The organism is Nonomuraea sp. NPDC003707 (genome assembly GCF_053587055.1).
Window position 1 is genome coordinate 238,629 of sequence record NZ_JBSFNK010000002.1, and the last position, 23,201, is coordinate 261,829.

Consider the following 23,201-nt stretch of genomic DNA (forward strand, 5'->3'; position numbering starts at 1 on the left):
ACCCCGAAAGGACACCGATGCGTCCCAGCCCCCTCACGTTCGCAGCGGCACTCGCACTCGCACTCGCGGTCACGGCCATGACCGCCCCGGCGTCCGCCGATCTCGTCCCGGCGTCCGTCGGTCCTGCCCCGGTGTCGGCAGGCCCCGAACCGGCGTCCGCAGGCCCCGAGCCCGCCCCGACGTACGAGTTGCCGTCCCCGGAGACGCCGCCCACCGGGACGCCCCCGCCCAGCCCCACCGCGCAGAACGAGCCGCCCAGGCCCGCGCGGGTGGCCCGGCCGATCGCGATCTCGTCCGCGGCGCTGCGCGTTGAGCTCGACCCGGACTTCCCGCGCGTCCTGAGCTATACCGACCGGGCCGGCGGCGCCACGCTCGGCGGCAGCACGGGCGTGCCCGCCGTCGTCCTCAACGGCCAGGCGCGAGCCGCCACCGTGGCACTGACCGGGAACGACGGCGCGACCGCCCGCTACCGGCTGACCTTCCCCGATCTCGGCGGCGTCGCACTCGGGGCGAGCATCGGCGTCAAGGGCCGGGTGACGACGTTCCGGATCGACTCGGTGGCCGACACCGAGGCGTTCCGCGTCAACACCATCGACCTGCCCGGCCATGACCTGGTGTCGGTGTCGAGCGCGCAGCCGGGCGCGGCGACCGCGTTCACTCGGCTGGACCCCAACTCCACCCGCACCGCCGACGTCTTCGCCCAGATCACGCCGGGCACCGCGCCCGACGACGGCCCGGTCGGGGCCACGTACGCGATCGTGAACACCGACCGGCTGGCCGCCGGGATCGAGACGAACTCCACCTACGACCGCCCCTCGGGCGTCACCGACCGGGACGCCGCCAGGCTCTGGCACCAGGCCAGGAAGGACGCCGGCGGCACCGTCACCGTGGGCGTGTGGAGCGGCCAGTGGACGCACCGCGCGACCGGCTCGCCGTTCGCCGAGGAGCCGCCCTGGGCCAAGGTCGTGGTCACGCCCGACGCCAACGGCGACGGGACGCTCGACTGGCAGGACGGCGCGGTGGCGTTCAGGGCCATCGCCGTCAAGGCGGCCGGCGCCGAGCGGACCAGGGACCGCGTGGTCACGCACATCCCGTTCAACTTCTCCAGCCAGGCCACGCACCCGTTCCTGCGCACCCTGGACGACGTCAAGCGCATCTCGCTGGCCACCGACGGCCTCGGGCAGCTCGCGCTGCTCAAGGGGTACCAGTCGGAGGGCCACGACGCGGCGCACCCCGACTACGGCGGCAACTACAACCGGCGCGCGGGCGGGCTGAAGGACCTGAACACGCTGCTCAAGGCCGGCAAGGGCTGGAACGCCACGTTCGGCGTGCACGTCAACGCCACCGAGTCCTACCCCGAGGCCAGGAATTTCAGCGAGCAGCTCGTCGACAAGGCCGCCAAGGGCTGGAACTGGCTCGACCAGGCGTACCTGATCGACCAGCGCGGCGACCTCACCAGAGGCACCCTGGCCGGGCGCTTCGCGCAGCTGCGCGCCGAGACCGACCGCAACCTCGCGGTGCTGTACGTGGACGTGTTCAGGCCGTTCGGCTGGGTCGCCGACCGGACGCTGGCCGAGCTGCGCGAGCAGGGCTGGCAGGTGACCACGGAGTGGTCGGACAAGCTCGAACGCGCGTCCCTGTGGTCCCACTGGGCCAACGACCTCAACTACGGCGGGGTCACCAACAAGGGGCTGAACTCCCAGATCATCCGGTTCATCCGCAACGACGAGAAGGACGTCTGGAACGCCCACCCGATCCTCGGCAACGCCCGCATCGTCGAGTTCGAGGGCTGGCAGGCGAAGAACGACTTCACCGCGTTCTACCGCAACATCTGGGAGCACAACCTGCCGGTCAAGTTCCTGCAGCACTACAAGATCATGGACTGGAACGCGGACGAGATCGTCTTCTCCGGCGGCGTGCGCGGCACGTACCGGGACGGGAGGCGCGAACTGTTCGCCGGCGGGCACAAGGTGCTCGACGGGGGCACCTACCTGCTGCCGTGGCAGGGCAGGTACTACCACTACAACCCGGCGGGAGGGGTCACGACCTGGGACGCCGACCGGCCGATGACCGTCTACCGGCTCACCGGCCAGGGCCGCGTGGCCGTCGGCACGGTCACCCCGGAGCACGGGAAGATCACGTTGCGGGCGGAGGCGGGCGTGCCGTACGTGCTCTACCCCGGCAAGGCGCCCCGGCAGCCGGACCCGGACTGGGGGCAGGGCGGCGGCGTGCGCGACCCCGGCTTCAACGGCGACCGGCTCGCCGGATGGACCGTCACGGGCCCCGTGAGCGTCCGCGAGAGCGACCTGGGCCAGCGGGTGGCGTTGCTCGGCGGCGGGGCGCGGGCGCGGCTGGAGCAGCGGCTGACGGGCCTGCGGCCCGGCCGCACCTACACCGCCTCCGCCTTCGTCGAGGTCGAGCCGGGCAGGACCCGCGAGACCACCCTGGAGGTCGCCGGGCAGGCGGTGACCGTCAGCCGGTCCACGGCCAGGAACTACATAGCCTCCGACGAGAAGCACGACACCTTCTTCCAGCGGGTCAAGGTGACCTTCACCGCGCCCGGCACGTCGGCCACGCTGCGCATCACGGCCGCCGCCGCGGACGGGGACGTGCGGGTGGACGACGTACGGCTGTTCGAGCGGGAGCCGGCCGGTGACGTGGAGACGTTCGAGTCGAACGAGCCCGGCTGGGGGCCGTTCGTGAAGGGGGACGCGGGCGGGTCGTTCGACGCGCGCACGCACCTGTCCGAGCGGCACGAGCCGTACACGCAGGCCGGGTGGAACGGCAAGACGATCGACGACGTGCTGAACGGCGACTGGTCGCTGAAGGCGCACGAGGAGCGCCAGGGGCTCATCTACCGCACGTTGCCGTGGACCGCCCGGTTCGAGCCGGGGCACGCGTACGAGGTGTTCTTCGCCTACCAGAGCGCGCAGGCGGACGCGTACCAGTGGGTGACCGGCTACGACAAGGGCGGCGCCGGCGTCGAGACGCGGCGCACGCCCATCCCCGAGCGGCGGACCACGGGGACGTTCAGGGAGCGGGTGGTGGCGGGGTGCGGGGATGTGTGGGTCGGGCTGCGCTCGCTCAAGGCCGAGCAGGCCGGGGCCGACTTCGTCCTCGACGACTTCTCCGTGACCGACCTCGGCGCGGCGCCGGACGCGCAGGCGTGCGGGTCGCTGGAGGTGGCGCCCGCCGGCGTCTTCGAGCAGGGGAGGGCCAACGAGGTCGTCACCACGTTCACGAACCTCGAGGACGCGCCGGCGCAGGACGTGCGGGTGACGCTGGACGTACCGGACGGATGGACGGTCACCGGCGACGGGACCGGCGTCGTGGAGCCGGGCGCCAAGTTGACCACGACCTGGCAGGTCACCCCGCCCGCGGACGCCTTCGGGAGCTACGAGCTCGGGGCCGCGGCCGGCTACTCCGTGGGCGGCGTGGCGAAGCGGCTCACCGCGTCCGCGACCGTGCGCACGCCGCCCCGGCCGCCCGCGGAGGACGCCTACGCCAGCGACCTGGAGTGGGTCACCGCGGACAACGGCTGGGGGCCGGTGGAGCGCGACCGGTCCAACGGCGACACCGGCGAGGCCGACGGCGGGCCGATCGTCATCGGCGGGCGGACGTTCGCCAAGGGGCTCGGCACGCACGCGCCGGCCAGGGTTCGCTTCCACCTGGGCGGCGCGTGCACGGGGTTCACGGCGTTCGTGGGGGTCGACGACGTGCAGGCCACGCGGGGGTCCGTGCAGTTCGCCGTGGTGGCGGACGGGGTGGAGAAGGCGCGCAGCCCGGTCCTGCGGGCCGCCGACGCGGCGTACGAGCTGAGCGCCGACCTGACCGGAGCCCGTTACGTGGACCTGGTGGCCGGGGACGGCGGCGACGGGAACGGCAACGACCACGCCGACTGGGGCGAGGCCAGGTTCGCGTGCGGCTGAGCGGGCCCCTCATGCCCGGACCGCCCTGGCGAACAGCGCGGCCAGCCCGTCGGCGTACTCGTCCGGGTCGGCGTCGGGGTCGGCCTCCAGCAGGAACGGGAGCCCGTCCAGCGCTCGCTGGACCGCCATCGCGGTCACCCGCACGTTGAACGCCCCGAACTCGCCGCTCTCCTGCCCCCAGACCAGTAACCGCTCGAGGTGGGACAGAGCCGACAGGCCGGTGGCCTCGGGGCGGAAGTTGAGGAGGATCTCCGTGGCCGCGCGCATCTCGGCGCGGTGCTCGCTGACGTACTCCGCCAGGGAGCGGATGTACGTCTCCAGCGCCGCGCCGGCCGTGCGCTGTGTGCTCACCCGCTCGGCCATGAACGCCGCAAGCCGCCCCTGGATCGTCGCGATCACCTGAGCGATCAGCTCGTCCTTGCCCGCGAAGTGGTACGAGATCAGGCGCGTGCTGCTGAGCCCGGCAGATCGGGCGATCCGGGCGAACGACGCCTGATGGTAGCCGAGCTCGGCGATCGTCGCGATGGTCGCCGTCACGATCTGCGCTCGTCTTGCGGAGCCCGTGACCGTTACTTGCATGAGTAAATTTTTACTTGACTGCGTAATTCCCGCAAGAAACACGGCTTAGCCGGTGCTTATCCGCCGCGTGGTCATATGGATTCCCGATACTGTGCCCATCCCGGCGCAGAGAAAGAGGAGATGGCGTGTGGACGCGTCACTATCGTCACGCAGAGAGTTCTCGGCGATACCCTGGGTGACGACCGTCGCCCGGCTGGTGCTGGGCGGGGTGCTGATCGCGGCGGGTGGGCTCAAGATCGGCAACCCGGCCGACTCCGTCGTGGCGGTCAAGGCTTACCAGCTGCTGCCCGAATCGATCGCCGTCACGGTGGGCTACGCCCTGCCGATCCTGGAGATCGTCGTCGGCCTGCTGCTGGTCGTCGGTCTGCTGACCAGGGTGGCCGCGGTGATCGCCGGGCTGCTCATGTTCGCCTTCGTGTTCGGCATCGCCTGGGCCTGGGCGCACGGTCTGCGGATCGACTGCGGCTGCTTCGGTGGCGGCGGCCAGCTGGGGGTAGGGGAGGAGCCGACGTACTTGCTCGACATCCTGCGCGACTTCGGGCTCGTGCTGCTCGGCGCCTGGGCGGTGCGTTTCCCGCCGGGCCGTTTCGCGCTCGACGGCGCCCTTGGACTGGGGGGCGACAATCGTATTGAAGGGGATGACGACGATGAGCAAGGCTGAGCGCACCAAGACGAAGAGCGCGCGCGAGAAGATCAGGGAACAGCAGGCCGAGGCACGCCTACGGGAAAGGCGCCGGCGCATCGCCACGTACGTGACCGCCGGGGCGGTCGCGGTGGCCGCCGTCGGGCTCGGCTGGTGGTACGCGGCCAGCAACTCGCAGTCCGAGCAGGCCGCCGGAGCGCTCGCGTCGGTCACGGTGCAGCCCGACGGCTCGGTCGTGATGGCCAACCAGGGCGTCGCCGCGCCCGTGGTCGACATCTACGAGGACTTCCAGTGTCCCGCCTGCAAGGAGCTCGAGCGGGTCAGCGGCCAGACCTTCAAGAACCTCGCCGCCGAGGGCAAGGCCAAGGTCGTCTACCACCCGATCACGATCTTCTCCCAGGAGCCGACCAAGTCCAACTCCGTACGCGCGGGCAGTGCCGCCCGATGTGTCGCCGACGGCAAGCAGTGGGTCGCCTTCCATGACCTGCTCTACCAGAACCAGCCGTCCGAGACCGAGGCCGGCTTCACGGTCGACCAGCTGAAGAACTGGGGCAAGCAGGCCGGGGTGACCGCGCCGGACTTCGACCAGTGCGTCACCACGCAGAAGCACGCCGACGCGCAGCTCTCGTACAGCAAGAAGATCATCGATGCGCAGAAGATCGACCATACGCCGACGGTGAAACTGAACGGCAAGGAAATCGACAATCCCGTACTCTTCAGCCCGCAAGATCTGCGCGAAGCGATTACGAAGGCGGCCAAGTAGCCTCTCTTCCGCTACCCTCACGTGACATGCCCCTTGCCTCGATTCCCAGCCCTTCCCAGGGGGTCTGGTATCTCGGAATCATCCCGATCCGGGCTTATGCGCTATGCATCGTGCTCGGCGTCATCGTCGCCGTCTGGCTGAGCGAGCGGCGCTGGCAGGCCCGCGGTGGCCAGAAGGGGACGATCGTCGACATCGCGGTCCCCGCGGTCATCTTCGGCCTGATCGGCGGCCGGCTCTACCACGTCATCACCGACTGGCAGACCTACTTCGGCAGCCGCGCGATCAAGGAGCCCATCCAGGCGCTGTTCATCTGGGAGGGCGGCCTCGGCATCTGGGGCGCGATCTCTCTCGGCGCGCTCGGCGTCTGGTTCGCCGTGCGCAAACGCGGCATCTCCATGAGCGCCGTCGCCGACACGGTCGCGCCCGGCATCGCCTTCGCCCAGGCCATCGGCCGCTGGGGCAACTGGTTCAACCAGGAGCTCTACGGCTCGCCGACCACGCTGCCGTGGGGCCTGGAGATCGACGCCGACCACGGGGGCGAGCCGGGGGTGCTCTACCACCCGACCTTCCTGTACGAGTCGCTGTGGGACGTGGCGCTCGGTTTCGTGCTCCTCTTCGCGGGCCGGCGCTTCGCCCTGCGCCACGGGCGGCTGTTCGCCCTCTACGTCGCCGGCTACACGCTGGGCCGCTTCTGGATCGAAGGGCTGCGCATCGACCCGGTCGGCGGCGTGGACCACGCGGTGACGTTCCTCGGGCTGCGGATCAACCAGTGGACGTCGATCGTGCTGTTCGTGGCGGCGCTGGCGTACTTCTGGCTGTCCAGGAACCGGGACAGCGTGGAGATCGTGGCCCCGGCCGACCCGGCTCACCCCGCCGACCAGGCGGACGCCGACTCCGAGGACACGCAGGAGCCCACCTCGGCCGACGACGGAGAGGACGCTCCGAGCCCTCGACCATCGGCCGATACGTCCAAGGACCCCGAAGCCACGGACGACCCGGCTCCGGAGACCGACAAGACCACGGACGCGGAAGCCACAGAAGTCACAGAAGTCACGGACGCTCCGGCGCCGGCAGCCGAAAAGGCCGAGAAGCCTGAGCAGGCCGAGCAGGCCGAGGACGACGGAGCGAAGGATGCCCCGCCGCCGGCGGATGATGTGACCCCCGCCGACGGGGTAGAGGCATCTGACGCCGAAGTCGTGACGAAGGAGAAGAACTCGCGATGAGTGGTCGCGCGGAGATCCACCACCAGCATCGCGACGTCACCGGAGGCTGGTTGCGGCCCTCGGTGTTCGGCGCGATGGACGGCCTGGTGTCGAACTTCGCGCTCATCGCGGGTGTCGCGGGCGGGACGACCAACACGAAGGTCATCGCCCTCGGAGGCGTCGCCGGGCTCGCCGCCGGCGCGCTGTCCATGGCGGGCGGCGAGTACGTCTCGGTCGCCAGCCAGCGCGAGCTGGCCCAGGCCGAGATCGCCGTGGAACGGCGCGAGCTCGCCCGCCACCCTGACGACGAGCAGGCGGAGCTGGCACAGACGTTCGTCGACAAGGGCGTGGAGCCCGGCCTGGCCGCCGAGGTGTCCAGGCAGATCTCCCGCAACCCGGACCGCGCGCTGGAGGTCCACGCCCAGAACGAACTGGGCGTCGCCCCCGGCGACCTTCCCTCACCGGTGGTGGCCGCGGTGTCGTCGTTCCTGTCGTTCAGCTTGGGGGCGGTGCTGCCCCTGCTGCCGTACCTGCTCGGTGCCAGGGACCTGGCGCTGTCGGCCGCGGTGTCCTGCGTCGCCCTCTTCGCGGCGGGCGCGCTGGTCTCGGCGGTGACGGCGCGCAGCTGGTGGTTCTCAGGGCTGCGCCAGCTCGTGGTGGGCGTGATCGCCGCGGCGGTCACGTTCGGCCTCGGCAACCTGATCGGGGCGGCGGGCCTGTGATGGCCCGCAGGAGAGCCGGTTCGGGCGGTCACGGCAGATCCTCCTCCGGCCAGGACGGCACGGGCCGCACCCGCGGCGGCCGCTCGCCCGGCAGAGACCAGGACAATCCCACCCCCGCCTCCGGCCAGCCGACCCCAGACCCGAACGCCGCCGCCGGCCGGGCCGGCGGCAGTTGGCCTGCGCGTGATGTGCAGGACGCGGGTGGTAGTTGGCCGGCCCGTGATGTGCAGGACACGAGCGGGAGTTGGCCTGCGCGGGATGGCGGCCGTGCTGGTGGTCGTCGGGCGTCGGGTTCGGATGGCGCCGGCCAGGCTGGTGGCAGTTGGCCTGCTCGGGATGTCCAGGACGCCGGCGGTAGCTGGCCCGCGCGGGATGTGCAGGATGCCGGTCATGCTGGTGGTCGCCGGGCGTCGGGTGCCGATGGTGCCGGCCCGGCTGGTGCCAGTTGGCCCGCGCGAGAGGTGCAGGACGCGGGTGGTAGCTGGCCGGCCCGTGATGTGCAGGACACGAGCGGGAGTTGGCCTGCGCGGGATGCCGGCCGTGCTGGTGGTCGTCGGGCGTCGGGTTCGGATGGCGCCGGCCAGGCTGGTGGCAGTTGGCCCGCGCGAGACGTTCAAGACGCCGGTGGCAGTTGGCCGGCGCGTGATGTTCCAGATGCCGGCGGTAGCTGGCCGGCGCGTGATGTGCAGGACGCCGGCGGTAGTCGGTCGGCACGGGATGTTCCAGACGCTGGTGGTACCTGGCCGGCCCGTGACGTGCAGGACGCGGGCGGCAGTTGGCCTGCGCGGAACCTGCGGGACGCGAGTGGTAGTTGGCCTGCTCGGGATGTCCAGGACGCCAGTGGCAGCTGGCCCGCTCGAGAGGCGCAGGACACTGGCGGTGCCGGGGGTCGCCGGGCATCAGGCTCGGATGACACCGGCCGTACCGGCGGTGGCGGTCGGCCCGCGTCGGAGGGGCGAGGCAGCCGCCGTGCCGGTGGGCGCCGGTCGGCGGGCGCGGCCGACTCGGGGCGGGCCGGTCACGCCCGGCCGTCCGTAGACCCGGACGGTGGAGGCCAAGCAGTTGGCGGCTGGCCGGCGGCAGGCGCGGACGGTGGCTGGCAGCCGAGCGGCGACGGCCAGCCGACGCCGGGTGCAGGTGGCCGGCACGCTGGCGACGAGGGTAGGCCCAGCGCCGGTGCCGCTGCCGGGCATGGCACTGGTCCTGGTGCCGCTGGCGGGGTGGGTGCTGGCGGGGCTGGAGCCGGCGGCGGTGGCTGGACTGCCGGAGGCCAGGGCGACGATGGCCAGCTGTTGGCCGAGGCGACCGGCGGCGGGCGGTTGCCGTCCGGTAAGAGCGGTGAAAGGCGTTCCGGGCGCAGGCGGGCGAAGGCGAGCCACGGCGCGGATGACCAGTCGGCGAGCGGCGGCGACCGCGGAAACTGGGCGGCCGACGGCGACCTTGGAAACTGGGCGGCCGGCGGCGACGAGCCCGCGGCCGATGCGGTCGGCGGTGACTGGGCGGTCAGCGGTATGCGGTCCGTCACCGAGGGGACCCGACCCCGCAGATCCGGCGGCCGACGTTCAGCGGCTGAGACCGATGGAGGTCGTTCGGCATCCGGAGGGCGCGGTCGTCGTTCGGCGGTCGAGGCCCAAGGCGGTCGCTCGGCGGCTGAGGCCGACGGCGGTCGCTCCGTGGCTGGGGCGGAAGGTGGCCGCTCGGCAGCAGGTGCCGAAGGCGGCCGATTGGTGGCCGGCGCCGATGGCGGTTGGTCAGTGCTCGGGGCCGACGACGGTCCATTGGACTTCGGGGCCGACGGTGGATTTGCGACTTCCGAGACTCGCGACGGGAAGGCCGATGGTGACGGGCGGCCGGGGAAGTTCTCGCGTACGCGACGGCGTCCGCCGCCTTCTGACTGGCAGCTCCCGCTGCTCACCCACATGGGCTTGCAGCCCAAGCACCAGCGGCTGATCGTCATCATCGCCACGATCGTCGGCGTGCTGGCGGGCGGGGCCGGGCTGGTGGTCGCCATCAACTCCATCGGCGGCTACACCCCGCAGCGGCAGGCCGGCTCCTCCATGATCGCGCCGGACACGGCACTCCCGCACGTCTTCCGAGGGTGGGGTTCGCCCAAGCTGTTCGACCCCGTCACGGACAGGGCCAAGGACCAGCGGGCCCTGACCGAGAAGGAGGTGTTCGGGCAGAGCGAGCTCGCCGTGTCCAAGAAACTCAAGCTCAAGCTGGTCACCAAGAAACTCGATGCCGACTGCTCGGCGGCGCTGTGGGGCGCGAACCTCCTCGAACTGGTGTCGGACGCCGGATGCACCCAAGTCGCCCGCGGCCTCTACGCGAGCTCCGACGGCCGGTACATCGGCCAGTACACGCTGATCAACCTCAAGGACGGCAAGTCGGCCGCCGACCTGGTGGAGTCCTTGAAGACGCTCTACCGGGGCGGTTGGACGCGTCCCCTGGAATCTGCCAAGGCCGCCTTCCCCGCCGGCGGCTACTCCGAGGCGGGCGGCTACGCCCTCGGCCACTACGTCGGCCTGGTGTGGCTGGGGAAGACCGACGGCGCGGATCCCGGCCCCAAGGACGACTTCGTCTCACTCACTCTGGCGCTGCGCGGCGCGGAGAAGGCCGTCTACCGCCGCGTCGTCACGATCACCGGACCGTCCTCTTGATGCAGAACCACCTACCCCCGAACAACACCCGCCCCTGGCACCACTCCCGCGACGTCATCACGATCGCTGAGGGCGGTCGGCTGAGGCCTGGGGGAGTTGCCGTGATGGTGGAGGGCGGCCGCCTGAGGCCTCGGGATGTCGTCGCGATTGCGGAGGTGGCCTGCTGATGTCGCGTCGTGTTGTCATCCCCTTGGGGCTCGCCGTCGTGGCGGTCGTCGCGGTGGCCGGTTGGCTGTGGCTGCGGCGCGAGGATCCCAGGCCCGCCGGCTTCCACGCCGAGCCCACCTCCGCCTTCTATTCCGCCATCGACAAACGCCAGAACGACACCGCGCCTCTCACCCTGAACGAGGTCTTCACCCCGGCCACCCAGACCCTGGGCGCCATGCGTCTGGACGCCACGCAGCAGTTCAGCGACTGTGACGAGGTTCTCTGGGGGGTCTCGGCCACGGGCTGCACGCAGGTGCTCCAGGCCACGTACAAGGGGGGTGCGGTGGCGGGCCAGTTCGTCATCTTCAACCTGAGCGACGGGCGGGCGGCTGACGCGCTGGTGTCAGCGCTGGGCAAGGACGGGTTCGTACGGCAGGACATCGCGTTCGAGCCGGTCGGCAGCCGTGCCCAGGCGCGGGCGATGGGCCACTACGTGACCGTGAGCTGGGCCGGAGGATCGGCGCCCGCCCAGGACCTGGTGGCCGCCCTCGTGGCACTGGACGGTTTGGGGCGCGTGGTCCAGGGCCGCATCGTCGCCGCAACCTGAAGCCACCGCCACCCACCCGCCCCTCGACAGCGAATCGGCGACTCGGGGCAGCGGCCGCCCCTCGATGGCAATCCCTGAGAGGGGCGGAGGCCGCGACTGCGATGGCGACCCCTGAGTGCGACGGTGACCAGGTCTCGCGACTGCGATGGTGGCCGGGACCCGAGACCGCGACCGTGGCCGGGCCCATGACTCGCAACGGCGACCGGGGCCGGGACTGCGTCGGCGATCCGCGAGCGCGACGATGACCAGGACCGCGACGATGACCAGGACCGCGACGATGACCAGGACCGCGACGATGACCAGGACCGCGACGGTGGCCGGGCCGGCGACACGGCGGCAGCCCGCGACGGTGGCCAGGACCAGCGACTGCGATGGGGACCGCCACGATGATCAGGACGGCGATCGCTACAGGCGACCGTGACGGTGACCCGCCACGGTGACTGGGACAGCGACCGCAACCCGCGTCCCGGGATGGTGACCGGAGCGGCGACGGCCACCCGCGATGGTGACCGGGACCCGCGACTGCGGCGGCGATCAGGGCGACTTGTGGCATCGGCCTGCTGCTGGCCTCGACCTCCACTGGACTCCGCCTGGCTGGACTCCGCCTAACTGGACCCGGCCTCGGCTGGACTTGGCCGTGGCGCATCGGCCTGGCTTTGGCAGTGACTGGACGTCCGGACCCCTCGGAGGGCGGGGTTTTCGGGGTGGGTTCAGGTGGTTGTGGTCAGGGCGGAGATGGTTGTGGTGACTGCTTCGGGGAGGGCGGACAGGCGGTGGAGGGGGGCGTCCAGGGGGGTTAGGGCTTCCGACCAGGGGGCGGCTTCGGCGATGAGAGTGCGGGCCTCGTTTTTGGTCAGGGTCGAGCCTTGGGTACGGGCCACCGCGATGAGGGCCTCGCGCCATGTGTTGGCCAGCTTGGCGTGCCCGTTGTCCAGGATCCTGCGCAGTACCGAGGCCGCGTCGCCGGGCGGTTGTGGCAGGCGTACGGCGTCCAGGACGTCGCCGCCGGCGCTCAGCTTGTAGACGGTGGACAGCACGTCAGGCAGCGGCGGGAGGTCGGCGCCCACGACGCGTACGTGGGAGGCGCGGGTCGCCAGGAGGATGCGGGGGAGGGCGGCCTCCAGGCCCGGGGGCAGGGTCACGGCCACGCGGTCCAGGGTGGCGGCGTACGGCTTGGAGAGCCAGGTCGAGAGCCGGACCCGGGGCTCGGTGAGATCCTTGGGCCACTCGCCCACCAGCAGGTCGGGGTCGAAGCCCTGGATGGCCTCCTGCGGGGCTGAGAGGGCGTTATGGGCGCTTTCGACCGATTGTGGGCCTTGGGTGTAGATAGTGGTGGTTTGGCGGCTCAGGCGGGACGTCACGGCCGGGCGCGTCTTGGTGGTGGGGCGGAGGATGTACATGTCGGCGGCCGAGCCGATGGCTTCTGCCCCGAAATATCGGTTGAAGTCGGGATAGATGGCTTCGTAGGCGAGGTTGAGGTCCGCCAGGGCCTGCTGGACCTTGAAGGCCAGCATCGGGGTACGTTCGCTGGCGCCGTACGCGAGCAGGATGCGGCCGTTGTCCGTCAGCGCCTCAGCGGCGCGCGCCACGAACAGGCCCGTGCCCTCCGGCGTGTACGGCGGGTCGGTGAGCGCGAGGTCGTGGTCCCGGGCGGACGCGGGCAGGCCGAGGCGCAGGTCGGCCCAGCGGGTGCGGACCCCCAGGCGCTGGGCGTCGATGTACGCCAGGATGCGCTCGTCGATGTCGACCACCGTGACGTCGGTCTCCGGATGGATCAGCTTGACAGCCAGCGAGGTCAGGTCGTGGTCGCCGACGCACAGCAGGCGCGTGCCGGGGAGCCAGAAGCGGGCGCCGAGCAGCAGCGCCCGCCTCAGGATCGTTTCGGGGGTGGCCGAGACATGGTCGAGCACGTGGCGGGCGCGCGGAGCCCGGGCCACGAGGTCTTTGAGGCGGGCGAGCTCGGAAGCGTAGTGGGGGAGCAGGTGGGCCACCGGATCCTCCGGCGGCGGGGCCAGCGCGAGGAGGTCCTGGTAGTCGTTGGTGTGGGTCAGCGGGATCCGGAACGCGTCGCCCTTCCGCTCCAGGGGGAGCTCGCGCAGGAGGGCCTCGACGGTACGCCTGGAGGTGGCGGTCTCCCTGACCAGGTCGGCCAGCGTCCACCATTGGGCGTCGCACAGGAGGGTCAGGGCGTGCCGCAACCGCCTGCTGTCCGGCCCTGCCTCCGCGAGCAGGCGCTCCACCCCGTCACGCTCCATCAGATCCGCGCGGACTCCGCTGCCTGCCTCGGCCGGCGGAGGAGTCCGCGCTCCCTCCCTCCAGATTTTGTCGGCGCATGCCGATAGCGTGATGGTCTCGTTACTGAGGGTGGGAGGTGGTGGTGCACGGATCGTCCGCGTTCCTGCTGTGCCCCACCGGTGAGCAGGCGTACGGCGTGATCGATCGGACCGGGTGTGACGTCGTCGGCACGTCTGGATCGAGATTGAGCGGATCGATCCTGGACGTGGGTCGGGGGGTGATGGTGACGGTGCTTGTGCACGGGGCTGCCGGTATCTCCCATGTGTGTTCTCGTCGCTCCCACTGTGCGCACGTCGATATCGACGGCGATGTCGATGTCGGCGCGTCGATCGAGCTTCGCGACGCTGCGCAGGCGGCTTGGCGAGAAGCCGCTCCCTTCGAGGAGCGGAGGAGTCACGAGGGCAACCCTATCGAGGTGCGAGGGTGGACAGCCCGAGCGCGCGTCCGTGCGAGGCGTCGGTGTCCCCGGCCCGGCCACCCGTCCGTGTGTCGGGTGAGCAGTGGGGGGAGTGTGGCAGGGCTTGGGTGGGGTGGTGGAGTGGTCGTGGTGGCGGGTGGGTGAGGTGGGCGGGTGATCGGGGCGGCGCGGGGGTGAAATCTGGAGGTGGGCGGGGTGGTGTGCGGGCGGATTGGTCGGGTTGGGGTTTGGGCGGGGGGTGGAGTGGGGACGAATCGCTCCCCATGCCGTAAATCGTGGACGTGTAGCGGGAATTTCTTTGCCTACGTCCGGGGTTTGGGATAGGGAGTTCGGATGCTGGGATAGGCCCCAATGTTCGCAATGCGGACGTGCCGGGCACCATTCCGGCAGCGTGCGGTAACCTCTACCCACGATATGCAGCAGGGCCAACGTCGTCCCCGCCTGTAGCGCAGTTAGAGACAGACGATGACGACGGGAGGGATTAAATGCCTGCTGCCCACCTCGGGTTCCCCGAGCCCCAGGGCCTGTACCACCCCGCCAACGAGCATGATGCCTGCGGTGTCGCCATGGTTGCCGACGTCGCTGGACGCCGTGGGCACGGGATCGTGGTCAAGGCGTTGACGGCTCTGTGCAATCTTGATCATCGGGGGGCCAAGGGTAGCGAGCCGGACACCGGCGACGGAGCCGGGATCCTGACGCAGATTCCCGATGGGTTCTACCGCGCGAGCGTGCCGTTCGCGCTTCCCCCGGCCGGCGCGTACGCGACCGGCATCGCCTTCCTGCCGTTCGCCGAGCAGGCCAGAGGCATCGCCACCGGCCTGATCGAGGAGATCGCGGCCGAGGAGGGCCTCACCGTGCTCGGCTGGCGCGAGCTGCCGGTCGACCGCGAGCTGCCCGGGCCCAGCGCCAGGGCCGTCATGCCGCACTTCGCCCAGCTGTTCGTGACCGACCCTGAGGGCCGGGAGGGGCTGGAGCTCGACCGGCTGGCGTTCTGCCTGCGCAAGAGGGCCGAGCACGAGGCGGACGTCTACTTCCCCTCGTTGTCCGCCAGGACGATCGTCTACAAGGGCATGCTCACGCCCGACCAGGTCGAGCCCTTCTTCCCCGACCTGAGCGACGAGCGTTACGAGACGGCGATCGCGCTGGTGCACTCGCGCTTCTCCACCAACACGTTCCCGAGCTGGCCGCTCGCCCACCCGTACCGCTACATCGCCCACAACGGCGAGATCAACACGGTCAAGGGCAACCGCAACTGGATGCGGGCCCGCGAGGCGATGCTGGAGTCCGCCCACATCCCGGGCGATATTTCACGACTTTTCCCCATCTGCGACCCAGATGGCAGCGACACCGCCAGCTTCGACGAGGCCCTGGAGCTCCTGCACATCGGCGGCCGGAGCCTGCCCCACGCCGTGCTGATGATGATCCCGGAGGCGTGGGAGAACCACACCGAGATGGATCCCGCGCGCCGGGCCTTCTACGAGTTCCACTCCTCGATGATGGAGGCCTGGGACGGCCCCGCGTCGATCACGTTCACCGACGGCACGCTGGCCGGCGCCGTGCTCGACCGCAACGGCCTGCGCCCCGGACGCTTCTGGGTGACCGCCGACGGCCTGGTCGTGCTGGCCTCCGAGGCCGGCGTGCTGGACTTCAAGCCCGAGGACGTGGTCAGGAAGGGCCGCCTGCAGCCGGGCCGCATGTTCCTCATCGACACCGCCCGCGGCAAGATCATCGAGGACGACGAGATCAAGGCCGAGCTGGCCGCCGAGCTCCCGTACGAGGACTGGCTGCACGCGGGGCTCGTCCGCTTCGAGGAGCTGCCCGCGCGGCAGCGGGAGATCCCCACGCACGAGGCGCTCGTCAAGCGGCAGCAGACCTTCGGCTACACCGAGGAAGAGCTGCGCATCATCCTGTCGCCGATGGCCAAGGCGGGCCAGGAGCCGATCGGCTCCATGGGCACCGACACGCCCGTGGCCGTGCTGAGCGAGAAGCCGCGGCTCCTGTTCGACTACTTCACGCAGCTGTTCGCGCAGGTCACGAACCCGCCGCTGGACGCCATCCGTGAAGAGCTGGTCACGTCGCTGGCCAGCACCATCGGTCCCGAGGGCAACCTGCTCGACCCGGGTCCGTCGTCGTGCCGCCAGCTCGTGCTGCCATACCCGGTGATCGACAACGACGAGCTCGCCAAGATCATCCACATCAACGACGAGCACGACCTGCCGGGCTTCCACCCGTATGTCATCAGCGGCCTGTACGAGGTCGCCGGCGGCGGCGAGGCGCTGCTGAGCCGCCTGGAGGAGATCAGGGCCGAGGCGTCCCAGGCGATCGCGGGCGGCGCGCGGATCATCGTGCTGTCCGACCGCGGCTCGTCGGAGACGCTGGCGCCGATCCCGGCGCTGCTGCTGACCGGCGCGGTGCACCACCACCTGATCCAGGAGAAGACCCGCACCAAGATCGGGCTCGTGGTCGAGACCGCCGAGGCCCGAGAGTGCCACCACATGGCGCTGCTCATCGGGTACGGCGCCGGCGCGATCAACCCGTACCTCGCGATCGAGACCATCGAGGACCTGGTCGACACCGGCGCCCTCCAGATGGACAAGCGCAAGGCCGTGCGCAACCTGATCAAGGCGTACGGCAAGGGCGTCATCAAGGTCATGTCCAAGATGGGCGTGTCCACGGTGGCCTCCTACACCGGCGCGCAGATCTTCGAGGCGCTCGGCCTGAGCCAGCAGGTCATCGACTCCTGCTTCACCGGCACCACCTCCCGCCTGGGCGGCGTCGGCTTCGACGTGCTGGCCGAGGAGGTCGCGCAGCGGCACCGCCACGCCTACCCGCGCGCGGAGAACGCCCACCGCAGGCTCCAGGTCGGCGGCGAGTACCAGTGGCGGCGCGAGGGCGAGCCGCACCTGTTCAACCCCGAGACCGTCTTCAAGCTGCAGCACGCCACCAGGACCCGCCGCTACGAGATCTTCAAGGAGTACACGAACCTCGTGGACTCCCAGGCGGAGCGGCTGATGACCCTGCGCGGCCTGTTCAAGCTGCGCAAGGGCGCCCCGATCCCGATCGAGGAGGTCGAGCCGGCCTCGGAGATCGTCAAGCGGTTCTCGACGGGCGCGATGTCGTACGGCTCCATCTCCATGGAGGCGCACGAGACGCTCGCCATCGCGATGAACCGGCTCGGCGGCAAGTCCAACACCGGCGAGGGCGGCGAGGACCCCGAGCGGCTCTACGACGCCACCCGCAGGTCCGCGATCAAGCAGGTCGCCTCCGGCCGGTTCGGCGTCACCAGCGAATACCTGGTGAACGCGGCCGACCTGCAGATCAAGATGGCCCAGGGCGCCAAGCCCGGCGAGGGCGGCCAGCTGCCCGGCCACAAGGTCTACCCGTGGATCGCCAAGACCAGGCACTCCACGCCGGGCGTCGGCCTCATCTCGCCGCCGCCGCACCACGACATCTACTCGATCGAGGACCTGGCCCAGCTCATCCACGACCTGAAGAACTCCAACCCGGAGGCCAGGGTCCACGTGAAGCTGGTCGCCGAGGTCGGCGTCGGCACGGTCGCCGCGGGTGTGTCGAAGGCGCACGCCGACGTGGTGCTCATCTCCGGGCACGACGGCGGCACCGGCGCCTCGCCGCTCACGTCGCTCAAGCACGCGGGCGCGCCGTGGGAGCTCGGCCTGGCCGAGACCCAGCAGACGCTCCTGCTGAACGACCTGCGCGACCGCATCGTCGTCCAGGTCGACGGCCAGCTCAAGACCGGCCGCGACGTCGTCATCGCCGCGCTCCTCGGCGCCGAGGAGTACGGCTTCGCCACCGCGCCCCTCGTCGTCAGCGGCTGCGTCATGATGCGGGTCTGCCACCTCGACACCTGCCCCGTGGGTGTCGCCACGCAGAACCCGGAGCTGCGCAAGCGCTTCAGCGGCAAGCCGGAGTTCGTGGTCAACTTCTTCGAGTTCATCGCCGAGGAGATCCGCGAATACCTGGCCGAGCTGGGCTTCCGCACGCTCGACGAGGCGATCGGGCACGTCGAGATGCTCGACATGTCGGCGGCCGAGGACCACTGGAAGGCCAGCGGCCTCGACCTGGCGCCGATCCTGCACCGGCCCGAGCTGCCCACGGGCACCGTGTTGCGCAGGGTCGTCGAGCAGGACCACGGTCTGCAGCACGCGCTGGACAACACGCTGATCCAGCTCGCCGAGGGCGCGCTCAACGAGGGCACCCCGGTCACGCTGGAGCTGCCCATCCGCAACGTCAACCGCACGGTCGGCACCATGCTCGGCTACCAGGTGACCAAGCGGTACGGCGGCCAGGGCCTGCCCGACAACACGATCGACATCTCGTTCACCGGCTCGGCGGGCAACTCGCTCGGCGCGTTCGTGCCGCGCGGGGTCACGCTGAGGCTGACCGGCGACGCCAACGACTACCTCGGCAAGGGCCTGTCCGGCGGGCGGATCACCGTCCGGCCGCACGAGGAGGCCCCGCTCGACGGCCACATCATCTCCGGCAACGTCGCCCTGTACGGCGCCACGTCCGGCGAGGTGTTCATCCGCGGCGTCGTGGGCGAGCGGTTCTGCGTGCGTAACTCCGGCGCCACGGCGGTCGTCGAGGGCGTGGGCGACCACGGCTGCGAGTACATGACCGGCGGCCGGGCCGTCGTCCTCGGCCCGACCGGGCGCAACTTCGCGGCCGGCATGTCGGGGGGCATCGCCTACCTGCTCGACCTCAGGTCGGAGCGGGTCAACCGCGAGATGGTCGCCATCGAGACGCTCACCGAGGAGGACGGCGAGTTCCTCAAGGAGACCGTCGAGAAGCACTTCGCGGAGACCGGCTCGCCGGTCGCCAAGGAGCTGCTGGCCGACTGGAACGCGGCGCTGGGCCGGTTCGGCAAGATCATGCCGACCGACTACAAGCGGGTGCTGGCCGCCGCCGAGGCCGCCCGCATCGAAGGCAGGGACATCGACGAGGCCGTCATGGCGGCCGCGGTTCAAAGCTAAAGGGAGGCGTAACCGAATGGCTGACCCGAAGGGTTTTCTCACGCACGACCGGGAGCTGCCGGCGCGCCGCCCCGTGGACGTCCGCATCAGCGACTGGCGCGAGGTCTACCAGGACTTCTCGCAGGAGAAGCTGACCAAGCAGGCGGCCCGCTGCATGGACTGCGGCATCCCGTTCTGCCACAACGGCTGCCCGCTCGGGAACCTCATCCCCGAGTGGAACGACCTCGTCTACCGCACCGACTGGCGCGAGGCGATCGAGCGGCTGCACGCCACGAACAACTTCCCCGAGTTCACGGGCCGGCTCTGCCCGGCCCCGTGCGAGGCGGCGTGCGTGCTCGGCATCAACTCCGACCCCGTGGCGATCAAGCGGGTCGAGGTCGAGATCATCGACCGGGCGTTCGCCGAGGGCTGGGTGACCCCGCAGCCCCCGGCCGTCAAGACCGGCAAGCGGGTGGCGGTCGTCGGCTCGGGCCCTGCGGGCCTGGCCGCCGCGCAGCAGCTCACCAGGGCCGGGCATGACGTGGTCGTGTTCGAGCGGGCCGACCGGATCGGCGGCCTGCTGCGGTACGGCATCCCCGAGTTCAAGATGGAGAAGCGGCACATCGAGCGCCGCCTGGAGCAGATGCGGGCCGAGGGCACCGAGTTCCGCACCGGCGTGAACGTCGGCGTCGACATCACCGCCGCCGAGCTGCGCGAGCAGTTCGACGCCGTGGTGCTGTCGGGCGGGGCCACCCAGTGGCGCGACCTGTCGGTGACCGGGCGCGAGCTCAAGGGCGTCTACCAGGCGATGGAGTACCTGCCGCTGTCCAACAAGGTCCAGGAGGGCGACTTCGAGACCGCGCCCGTCTCGGCCGAGGGCAAGCACGTCGTGGTGATCGGCGGCGGTGACACCGGCGCCGACTGCATCGGCACGGCGATCCGGCAGGGCGCCGCGTCCGTCACCCAGCTCGAGATCATGCCGCAGCCGCCGGCGAACAGGCCCGGCAGCCAGCCGTGGCCGACGTTCCCGATCCTGTTCAAGATGGAGAGCGCCCACGAGGAGCTGGCCGACGGCGGGGGAGAGCGGGTCTACGCGGTCTCCACGACCGAGTTCGTCGGTGACGCCGACGGCAACGTGCGGGCGCTGCGGCTGGTCGAGGTCGAGGGGCCGCAGGGCGGGTTCAAGCCGGTCCCGGGCACCGAGCGCGAGATCCCGGCCGAGCTGGTGACGCTGTCGATGGGCTTCCTCGGCCCGGAGAAGGGCTCGCTGCTGCAGGACCTGGCCGAGGTCGGCGGTGACGGCTTCTACGACGCGCGGGGCAACGTCTCGCGTGACAAGACGTACATGTCCAAGGTGGACGGCGTCTTCGTGGCCGGCGACATGGGCCGCGGGCAGTCGCTCATCGTGTGGGCCATCGCCGAGGGGCGGGCCGCCGCCTCGGGCGTGGACCGGTATCTGACCGGGGAGACGGCGCTGCCGTACCCGATCCTGCCGACCGCGCGGCCGCTGGTGTAACTCAAAGAGGCCGGGATCGCTCAGCGCGGTCCCGGCTTTTTCACGCGCATTCGCGGGCGATGGCGTCGAGGACGCGCTGCGAGCCGGCGTCGGCGGCGCGGTAGATGACCAGCCGCTGGCCGGGGGCCTGGATCGGGGCCAGCACCTCGTAGTCGACGGTCAGCGGGCCCTTGACGGCGTGCCGCAGCCGCTTCTGGCCCCGGCCGTTGACCCGGACGTCGCGCAGCGCCCACAGGCGGGCGACCTCCTCGCTGCCGGCGGTGAGCTCGTCGACCAGCTCCGTCAGCGCCTTGTCATCGGGATGGGCCGCCCACGAGGCCCGCAGGTCGGCGATGCCCTCGCGCAGCGTGCGCTCCCTGTCGCGGAAGAAGTCGCGCAGGCCCGGGTGGAGCATGCACAGCCACAGGCTGTTGCGCCGCGCCGGCGGCAGCGTGCCGAAGTCCAGCATCAGCCCCGCCATCTCCGGGTTCCACGCGAGGATGTCGAAGCGGTGGTTGAGCAGCATGGCGGGCAGCGGCGACAGGTCGAGCACCAGCCGCGCCAGCGGGCCCGCCTCCTCCGCCGTGGGCGCCTGCCGGTTGGGGCGCTGGCGGGCCAGCTCGAACAGGTAGGCCCGCTCGTCCTCGCTCAGCCGCAGCGCGTCTGCCAGCGCCTCCAGCACCTCGGCCGACGGACGCAGCCCGCGGCCCTGCTCCAGGCGGATCACGTAGTCGACGCTGACGCCCGCGAGCTCGGCGACCTCCTCCCTGCGCAGGCCCGGCGTGCGCCGCGGGGCGCGACGGGCGGGTAGGGCGACGTCGCCCGGATCCAGGCGCTCGCGGCGGGTGCGCAGGAAGGCGGCGAGCTCGCGGGTCTGGTCCACGGTGTTCATCCCTTGGATCCTACGACCCGCCTGCCTGGGAAGGCCCGTCCCAGGAAGGGCCTTCCCTTCCCTCCGGATCCGGGCCCGAGCAGCCTGGATGGCATGACGACTCTTGACACCTACCGCCTGCTCGGCCGCTCGGGACTGCGCGTCTCGCCGCTCGCGCTGGGGACCATGACGTTCGGCACGGACTGGGGCTGGGGCTCGGACAAGGACGAGTCGCGGCGGATCTTCGACACGTACGTGGACCGGGGCGGCAACTTCATCGACACCGCCAGCCAGTACACGGAGGGCACCGCGGAGACGCTGGTCGGCGAGTTCGCGTCGGGGCGGCGCGAGGAGCTGGTGCTGGCCACGAAGTACACCATGGCCAGGCGGCCCGGCGACCCGAACTCCGGCGGCAACCACCGCAAGAGCATGGTGCAGTCGGTCGAGGCGAGCCTGCGCCGGTTGAACACCGACTTCATCGACCTGCTCTACCTGCACGCCTGGGACTTCACCACCCCGGTGGAGGAGATCCTGCGGGCCATGGACGACCTGGTCAGGGCGGGCAAGGTGCTCTACGTGGGCATCTCCGACGCGCCCGCCTGGCAGGTGTCGCGCATGCAGGCCATCGCCGACCTGCGCGGGTGGGCGCCGCTGATCGCCCTCCAGATCGAGTACAGCCTGGTCGAGCGGACCGTCGAGCGGGACCTCATCCCGATGGCGCGGGAGATGGGGCTCGGCGTCGTCCCGTGGTCGCCGCTGGCCGGCGGGGTGCTGACCGGCAAGTACGGCCGGGACGACCTCGCCCAGGAGGTCTCCGCCGACCCGTCCGGCACGCGCAAGAACGTGGCAGCGGCCAACGGGTCGCTGACCGAGCGCGCCCTGGACATCGCCGACGTGGTCAAGCAGGTTGCCGGCGAGCTCGGGGTCAAGCCGTCGCAGGTCGCGCTGGCCTGGACGACGCTCAACCCCGGCGTCACGGCGCCCATCGTGGGAGCGCGCACGACGGCGCAGCTGGAGGACAACCTGGGAGCGCTGGACGTGCGCTTCGGCGACGGCCAGCTGGCCGCGCTGGAGGAGGCCGGCCGGGTGGATCTCGGGTTCCCGCACGAGTTCCTGGCCCGGCCGATGCCGCGCCAGGTCATGCTGGGCGGCGTCAAGCTCGACCTCACCCGCTGACCCCCGTGTCCCGAGGCGCCCGCCCGTACGGCGGGCGCCTTCGGCATGTCCAGGGAATTGCATACTCTGCAAGTCTTGCAGAGTGTGCAAGAGTTGCGTACAGTGCAAGACATGGAGAGTCCGCAGCAGCGTCGAGACCGTCGGCGGGCCGAGAAGCGGCAGGCCATCAGGGTCGCCGCGGTGAAGATCGCGCTCGACGAGGGGATCGAGGCCGCGACCGTGGAGGCGATCAGCGCGGCGGCCGACATCTCGCCGCGCACCTTCTTCAACTACTTCGCCTCCAAGGAGGAGGCGCTCGTCATGGAGCCGCTCTGGCACCCCGAGGAGCTCGTCGGCATGCTCGCGGAAAGGCCCGCCGACGAGCCCGCCTTCCAGTCGCTGAAAACGGTGATGCGGACCTTCGCCGTCCGGAGCCAGCGGATCTGGACGGACATGCAGCCGTTCATGGAGCTGCGCAAGCGCCACCCCGAACTGGCCGCCAAGTCCAGGGTCGCGGACGAGACGAAGATCATGGACACGATCTTCGACGCCGTCAGGAGCCGTCCGGGCGTCACCGGCCCCATCCACGCCAGGCTGCTCATCGTCGCGTCGTTCGGCGCCGCCATCTCGGCGATCCAGGAGGCGACGGCCGACGGCGGCTCGGTGGAGGACCTGCTCGAAGAGGCGTTCACGCTGCTGGAGAACGGACTCTGACCCCATAGGAAAGCGGCGACCGGGGTGGCAC

15 protein-coding genes are annotated in these 23,201 nt (G+C 70.9%); 12 read left to right on the forward strand and 3 right to left on the reverse strand.

Annotated elements, in window-relative coordinates; translation table 11 throughout:
- The first annotated feature begins 17 nt into the window (after positions 1 to 17).
- Positions 18 to 3,929, forward strand: coding sequence for an endo-alpha-N-acetylgalactosaminidase family protein (locus tag ACWDRB_RS05135; protein WP_449891903.1), 3,912 nt, complete (start codon positions 18 to 20; stop codon positions 3,927 to 3,929).
- Between the two features lie 9 nt (positions 3,930 to 3,938).
- On the opposite strand, the gene ACWDRB_RS05140 is transcribed toward ACWDRB_RS05135, so the two are convergent.
- Entirely contained in the window at positions 3,939 to 4,466 is a 528-nt protein-coding gene (locus tag ACWDRB_RS05140) for a TetR family transcriptional regulator (protein WP_449891905.1), read from the reverse strand.
- Positions 4,467 to 4,683: 217 nt separating this feature from the next.
- Here ACWDRB_RS05140 and ACWDRB_RS05145 point away from each other — a divergent pair, with 217 nt between their 5' ends.
- The 7 genes from ACWDRB_RS05145 to ACWDRB_RS05175 all read left to right on the forward strand — a co-directional run bounded on the left by ACWDRB_RS05145 (position 4,684) and on the right by ACWDRB_RS05175 (position 11,673).
- Positions 4,684 to 5,169 (forward strand): MauE/DoxX family redox-associated membrane protein, encoded by a 486-nt coding sequence (locus ACWDRB_RS05145; RefSeq protein ID WP_192792298.1) that lies wholly within the window; start codon positions 4,684 to 4,686, stop codon positions 5,167 to 5,169.
- Positions 5,156 to 5,914: a DsbA family protein gene (locus tag ACWDRB_RS05150; RefSeq protein WP_364263930.1), complete on the forward strand. Its 759-nt coding sequence runs from the start codon at positions 5,156 to 5,158 to the stop codon at positions 5,912 to 5,914. The genes ACWDRB_RS05145 and ACWDRB_RS05150 overlap by 14 nt, the downstream gene beginning before the upstream one ends.
- A 110-nt stretch (positions 5,915 to 6,024) precedes the next feature.
- On the forward strand, positions 6,025 to 7,137 hold the full coding sequence (gene lgt, locus ACWDRB_RS05155; RefSeq protein ID WP_449891906.1) for a prolipoprotein diacylglyceryl transferase: 1,113 nt from the start codon (positions 6,025 to 6,027) through the stop codon (positions 7,135 to 7,137).
- Positions 7,134 to 7,838 carry a VIT1/CCC1 transporter family protein gene (locus ACWDRB_RS05160; protein WP_449891907.1) on the forward strand — a complete coding sequence of 235 codons (705 nt, stop codon included), beginning with the start codon at positions 7,134 to 7,136 and terminating at the stop codon, positions 7,836 to 7,838. Before lgt ends, ACWDRB_RS05160 begins: the two co-directional genes overlap by 4 nt.
- Before the next feature lie 1,919 nt (positions 7,839 to 9,757).
- On the forward strand, positions 9,758 to 10,498 hold the full coding sequence (locus tag ACWDRB_RS05165; protein ID WP_449891908.1) for a hypothetical protein: 741 nt from the start codon (positions 9,758 to 9,760) through the stop codon (positions 10,496 to 10,498).
- Between the two features lie 166 nt (positions 10,499 to 10,664).
- Positions 10,665 to 11,252: a hypothetical protein gene (locus ACWDRB_RS05170; protein ID WP_449891909.1), complete on the forward strand. Its 588-nt coding sequence runs from the start codon at positions 10,665 to 10,667 to the stop codon at positions 11,250 to 11,252.
- Between the two features lie 259 nt (positions 11,253 to 11,511).
- Positions 11,512 to 11,673 (forward strand): hypothetical protein, encoded by a 162-nt coding sequence (locus ACWDRB_RS05175; RefSeq protein WP_449891910.1) that lies wholly within the window; start codon positions 11,512 to 11,514, stop codon positions 11,671 to 11,673.
- 289 nt (positions 11,674 to 11,962) lie between these two features.
- On the opposite strand, the gene ACWDRB_RS05180 is transcribed toward ACWDRB_RS05175, so the two are convergent.
- Positions 11,963 to 13,507 (reverse strand): bis-aminopropyl spermidine synthase family protein, encoded by a 1,545-nt coding sequence (locus ACWDRB_RS05180; RefSeq protein WP_449891911.1) that lies wholly within the window; start codon positions 13,505 to 13,507, stop codon positions 11,963 to 11,965.
- A gap of 943 nt (positions 13,508 to 14,450) precedes the next feature.
- On the opposite strand from ACWDRB_RS05180, the gene gltB reads away from it, so the two are divergent.
- Positions 14,451 to 18,956 (forward strand): glutamate synthase large subunit, encoded by a 4,506-nt coding sequence (gltB, locus tag ACWDRB_RS05185; protein WP_449891912.1) that lies wholly within the window; start codon positions 14,451 to 14,453, stop codon positions 18,954 to 18,956.
- Between the two features lie 16 nt (positions 18,957 to 18,972).
- Entirely contained in the window at positions 18,973 to 20,451 is a 1,479-nt protein-coding gene (locus ACWDRB_RS05190; protein ID WP_449891913.1) for a glutamate synthase subunit beta, read from the forward strand.
- 40 nt (positions 20,452 to 20,491) lie between these two features.
- On the opposite strand, the gene ACWDRB_RS05195 is transcribed toward ACWDRB_RS05190, so the two are convergent.
- Positions 20,492 to 21,322 carry a helix-turn-helix domain-containing protein gene (locus ACWDRB_RS05195; protein WP_449891914.1) on the reverse strand — a complete coding sequence of 277 codons (831 nt, stop codon included), beginning with the start codon at positions 21,320 to 21,322 and terminating at the stop codon, positions 20,492 to 20,494.
- A 93-nt stretch (positions 21,323 to 21,415) separates the two neighbouring features.
- Here ACWDRB_RS05195 and ACWDRB_RS05200 point away from each other — a divergent pair, with 93 nt between their 5' ends.
- Both ACWDRB_RS05200 and ACWDRB_RS05205 read left to right on the forward strand, forming a co-directional pair.
- Entirely contained in the window at positions 21,416 to 22,477 is a 1,062-nt protein-coding gene (locus tag ACWDRB_RS05200; RefSeq protein ID WP_449891915.1) for an aldo/keto reductase, read from the forward strand.
- Between the two features lie 111 nt (positions 22,478 to 22,588).
- On the forward strand, positions 22,589 to 23,170 hold the full coding sequence (locus ACWDRB_RS05205) for a TetR/AcrR family transcriptional regulator (protein ID WP_449891916.1): 582 nt from the start codon (positions 22,589 to 22,591) through the stop codon (positions 23,168 to 23,170).
- Positions 23,171 to 23,201: the final 31 nt, after the last annotated feature.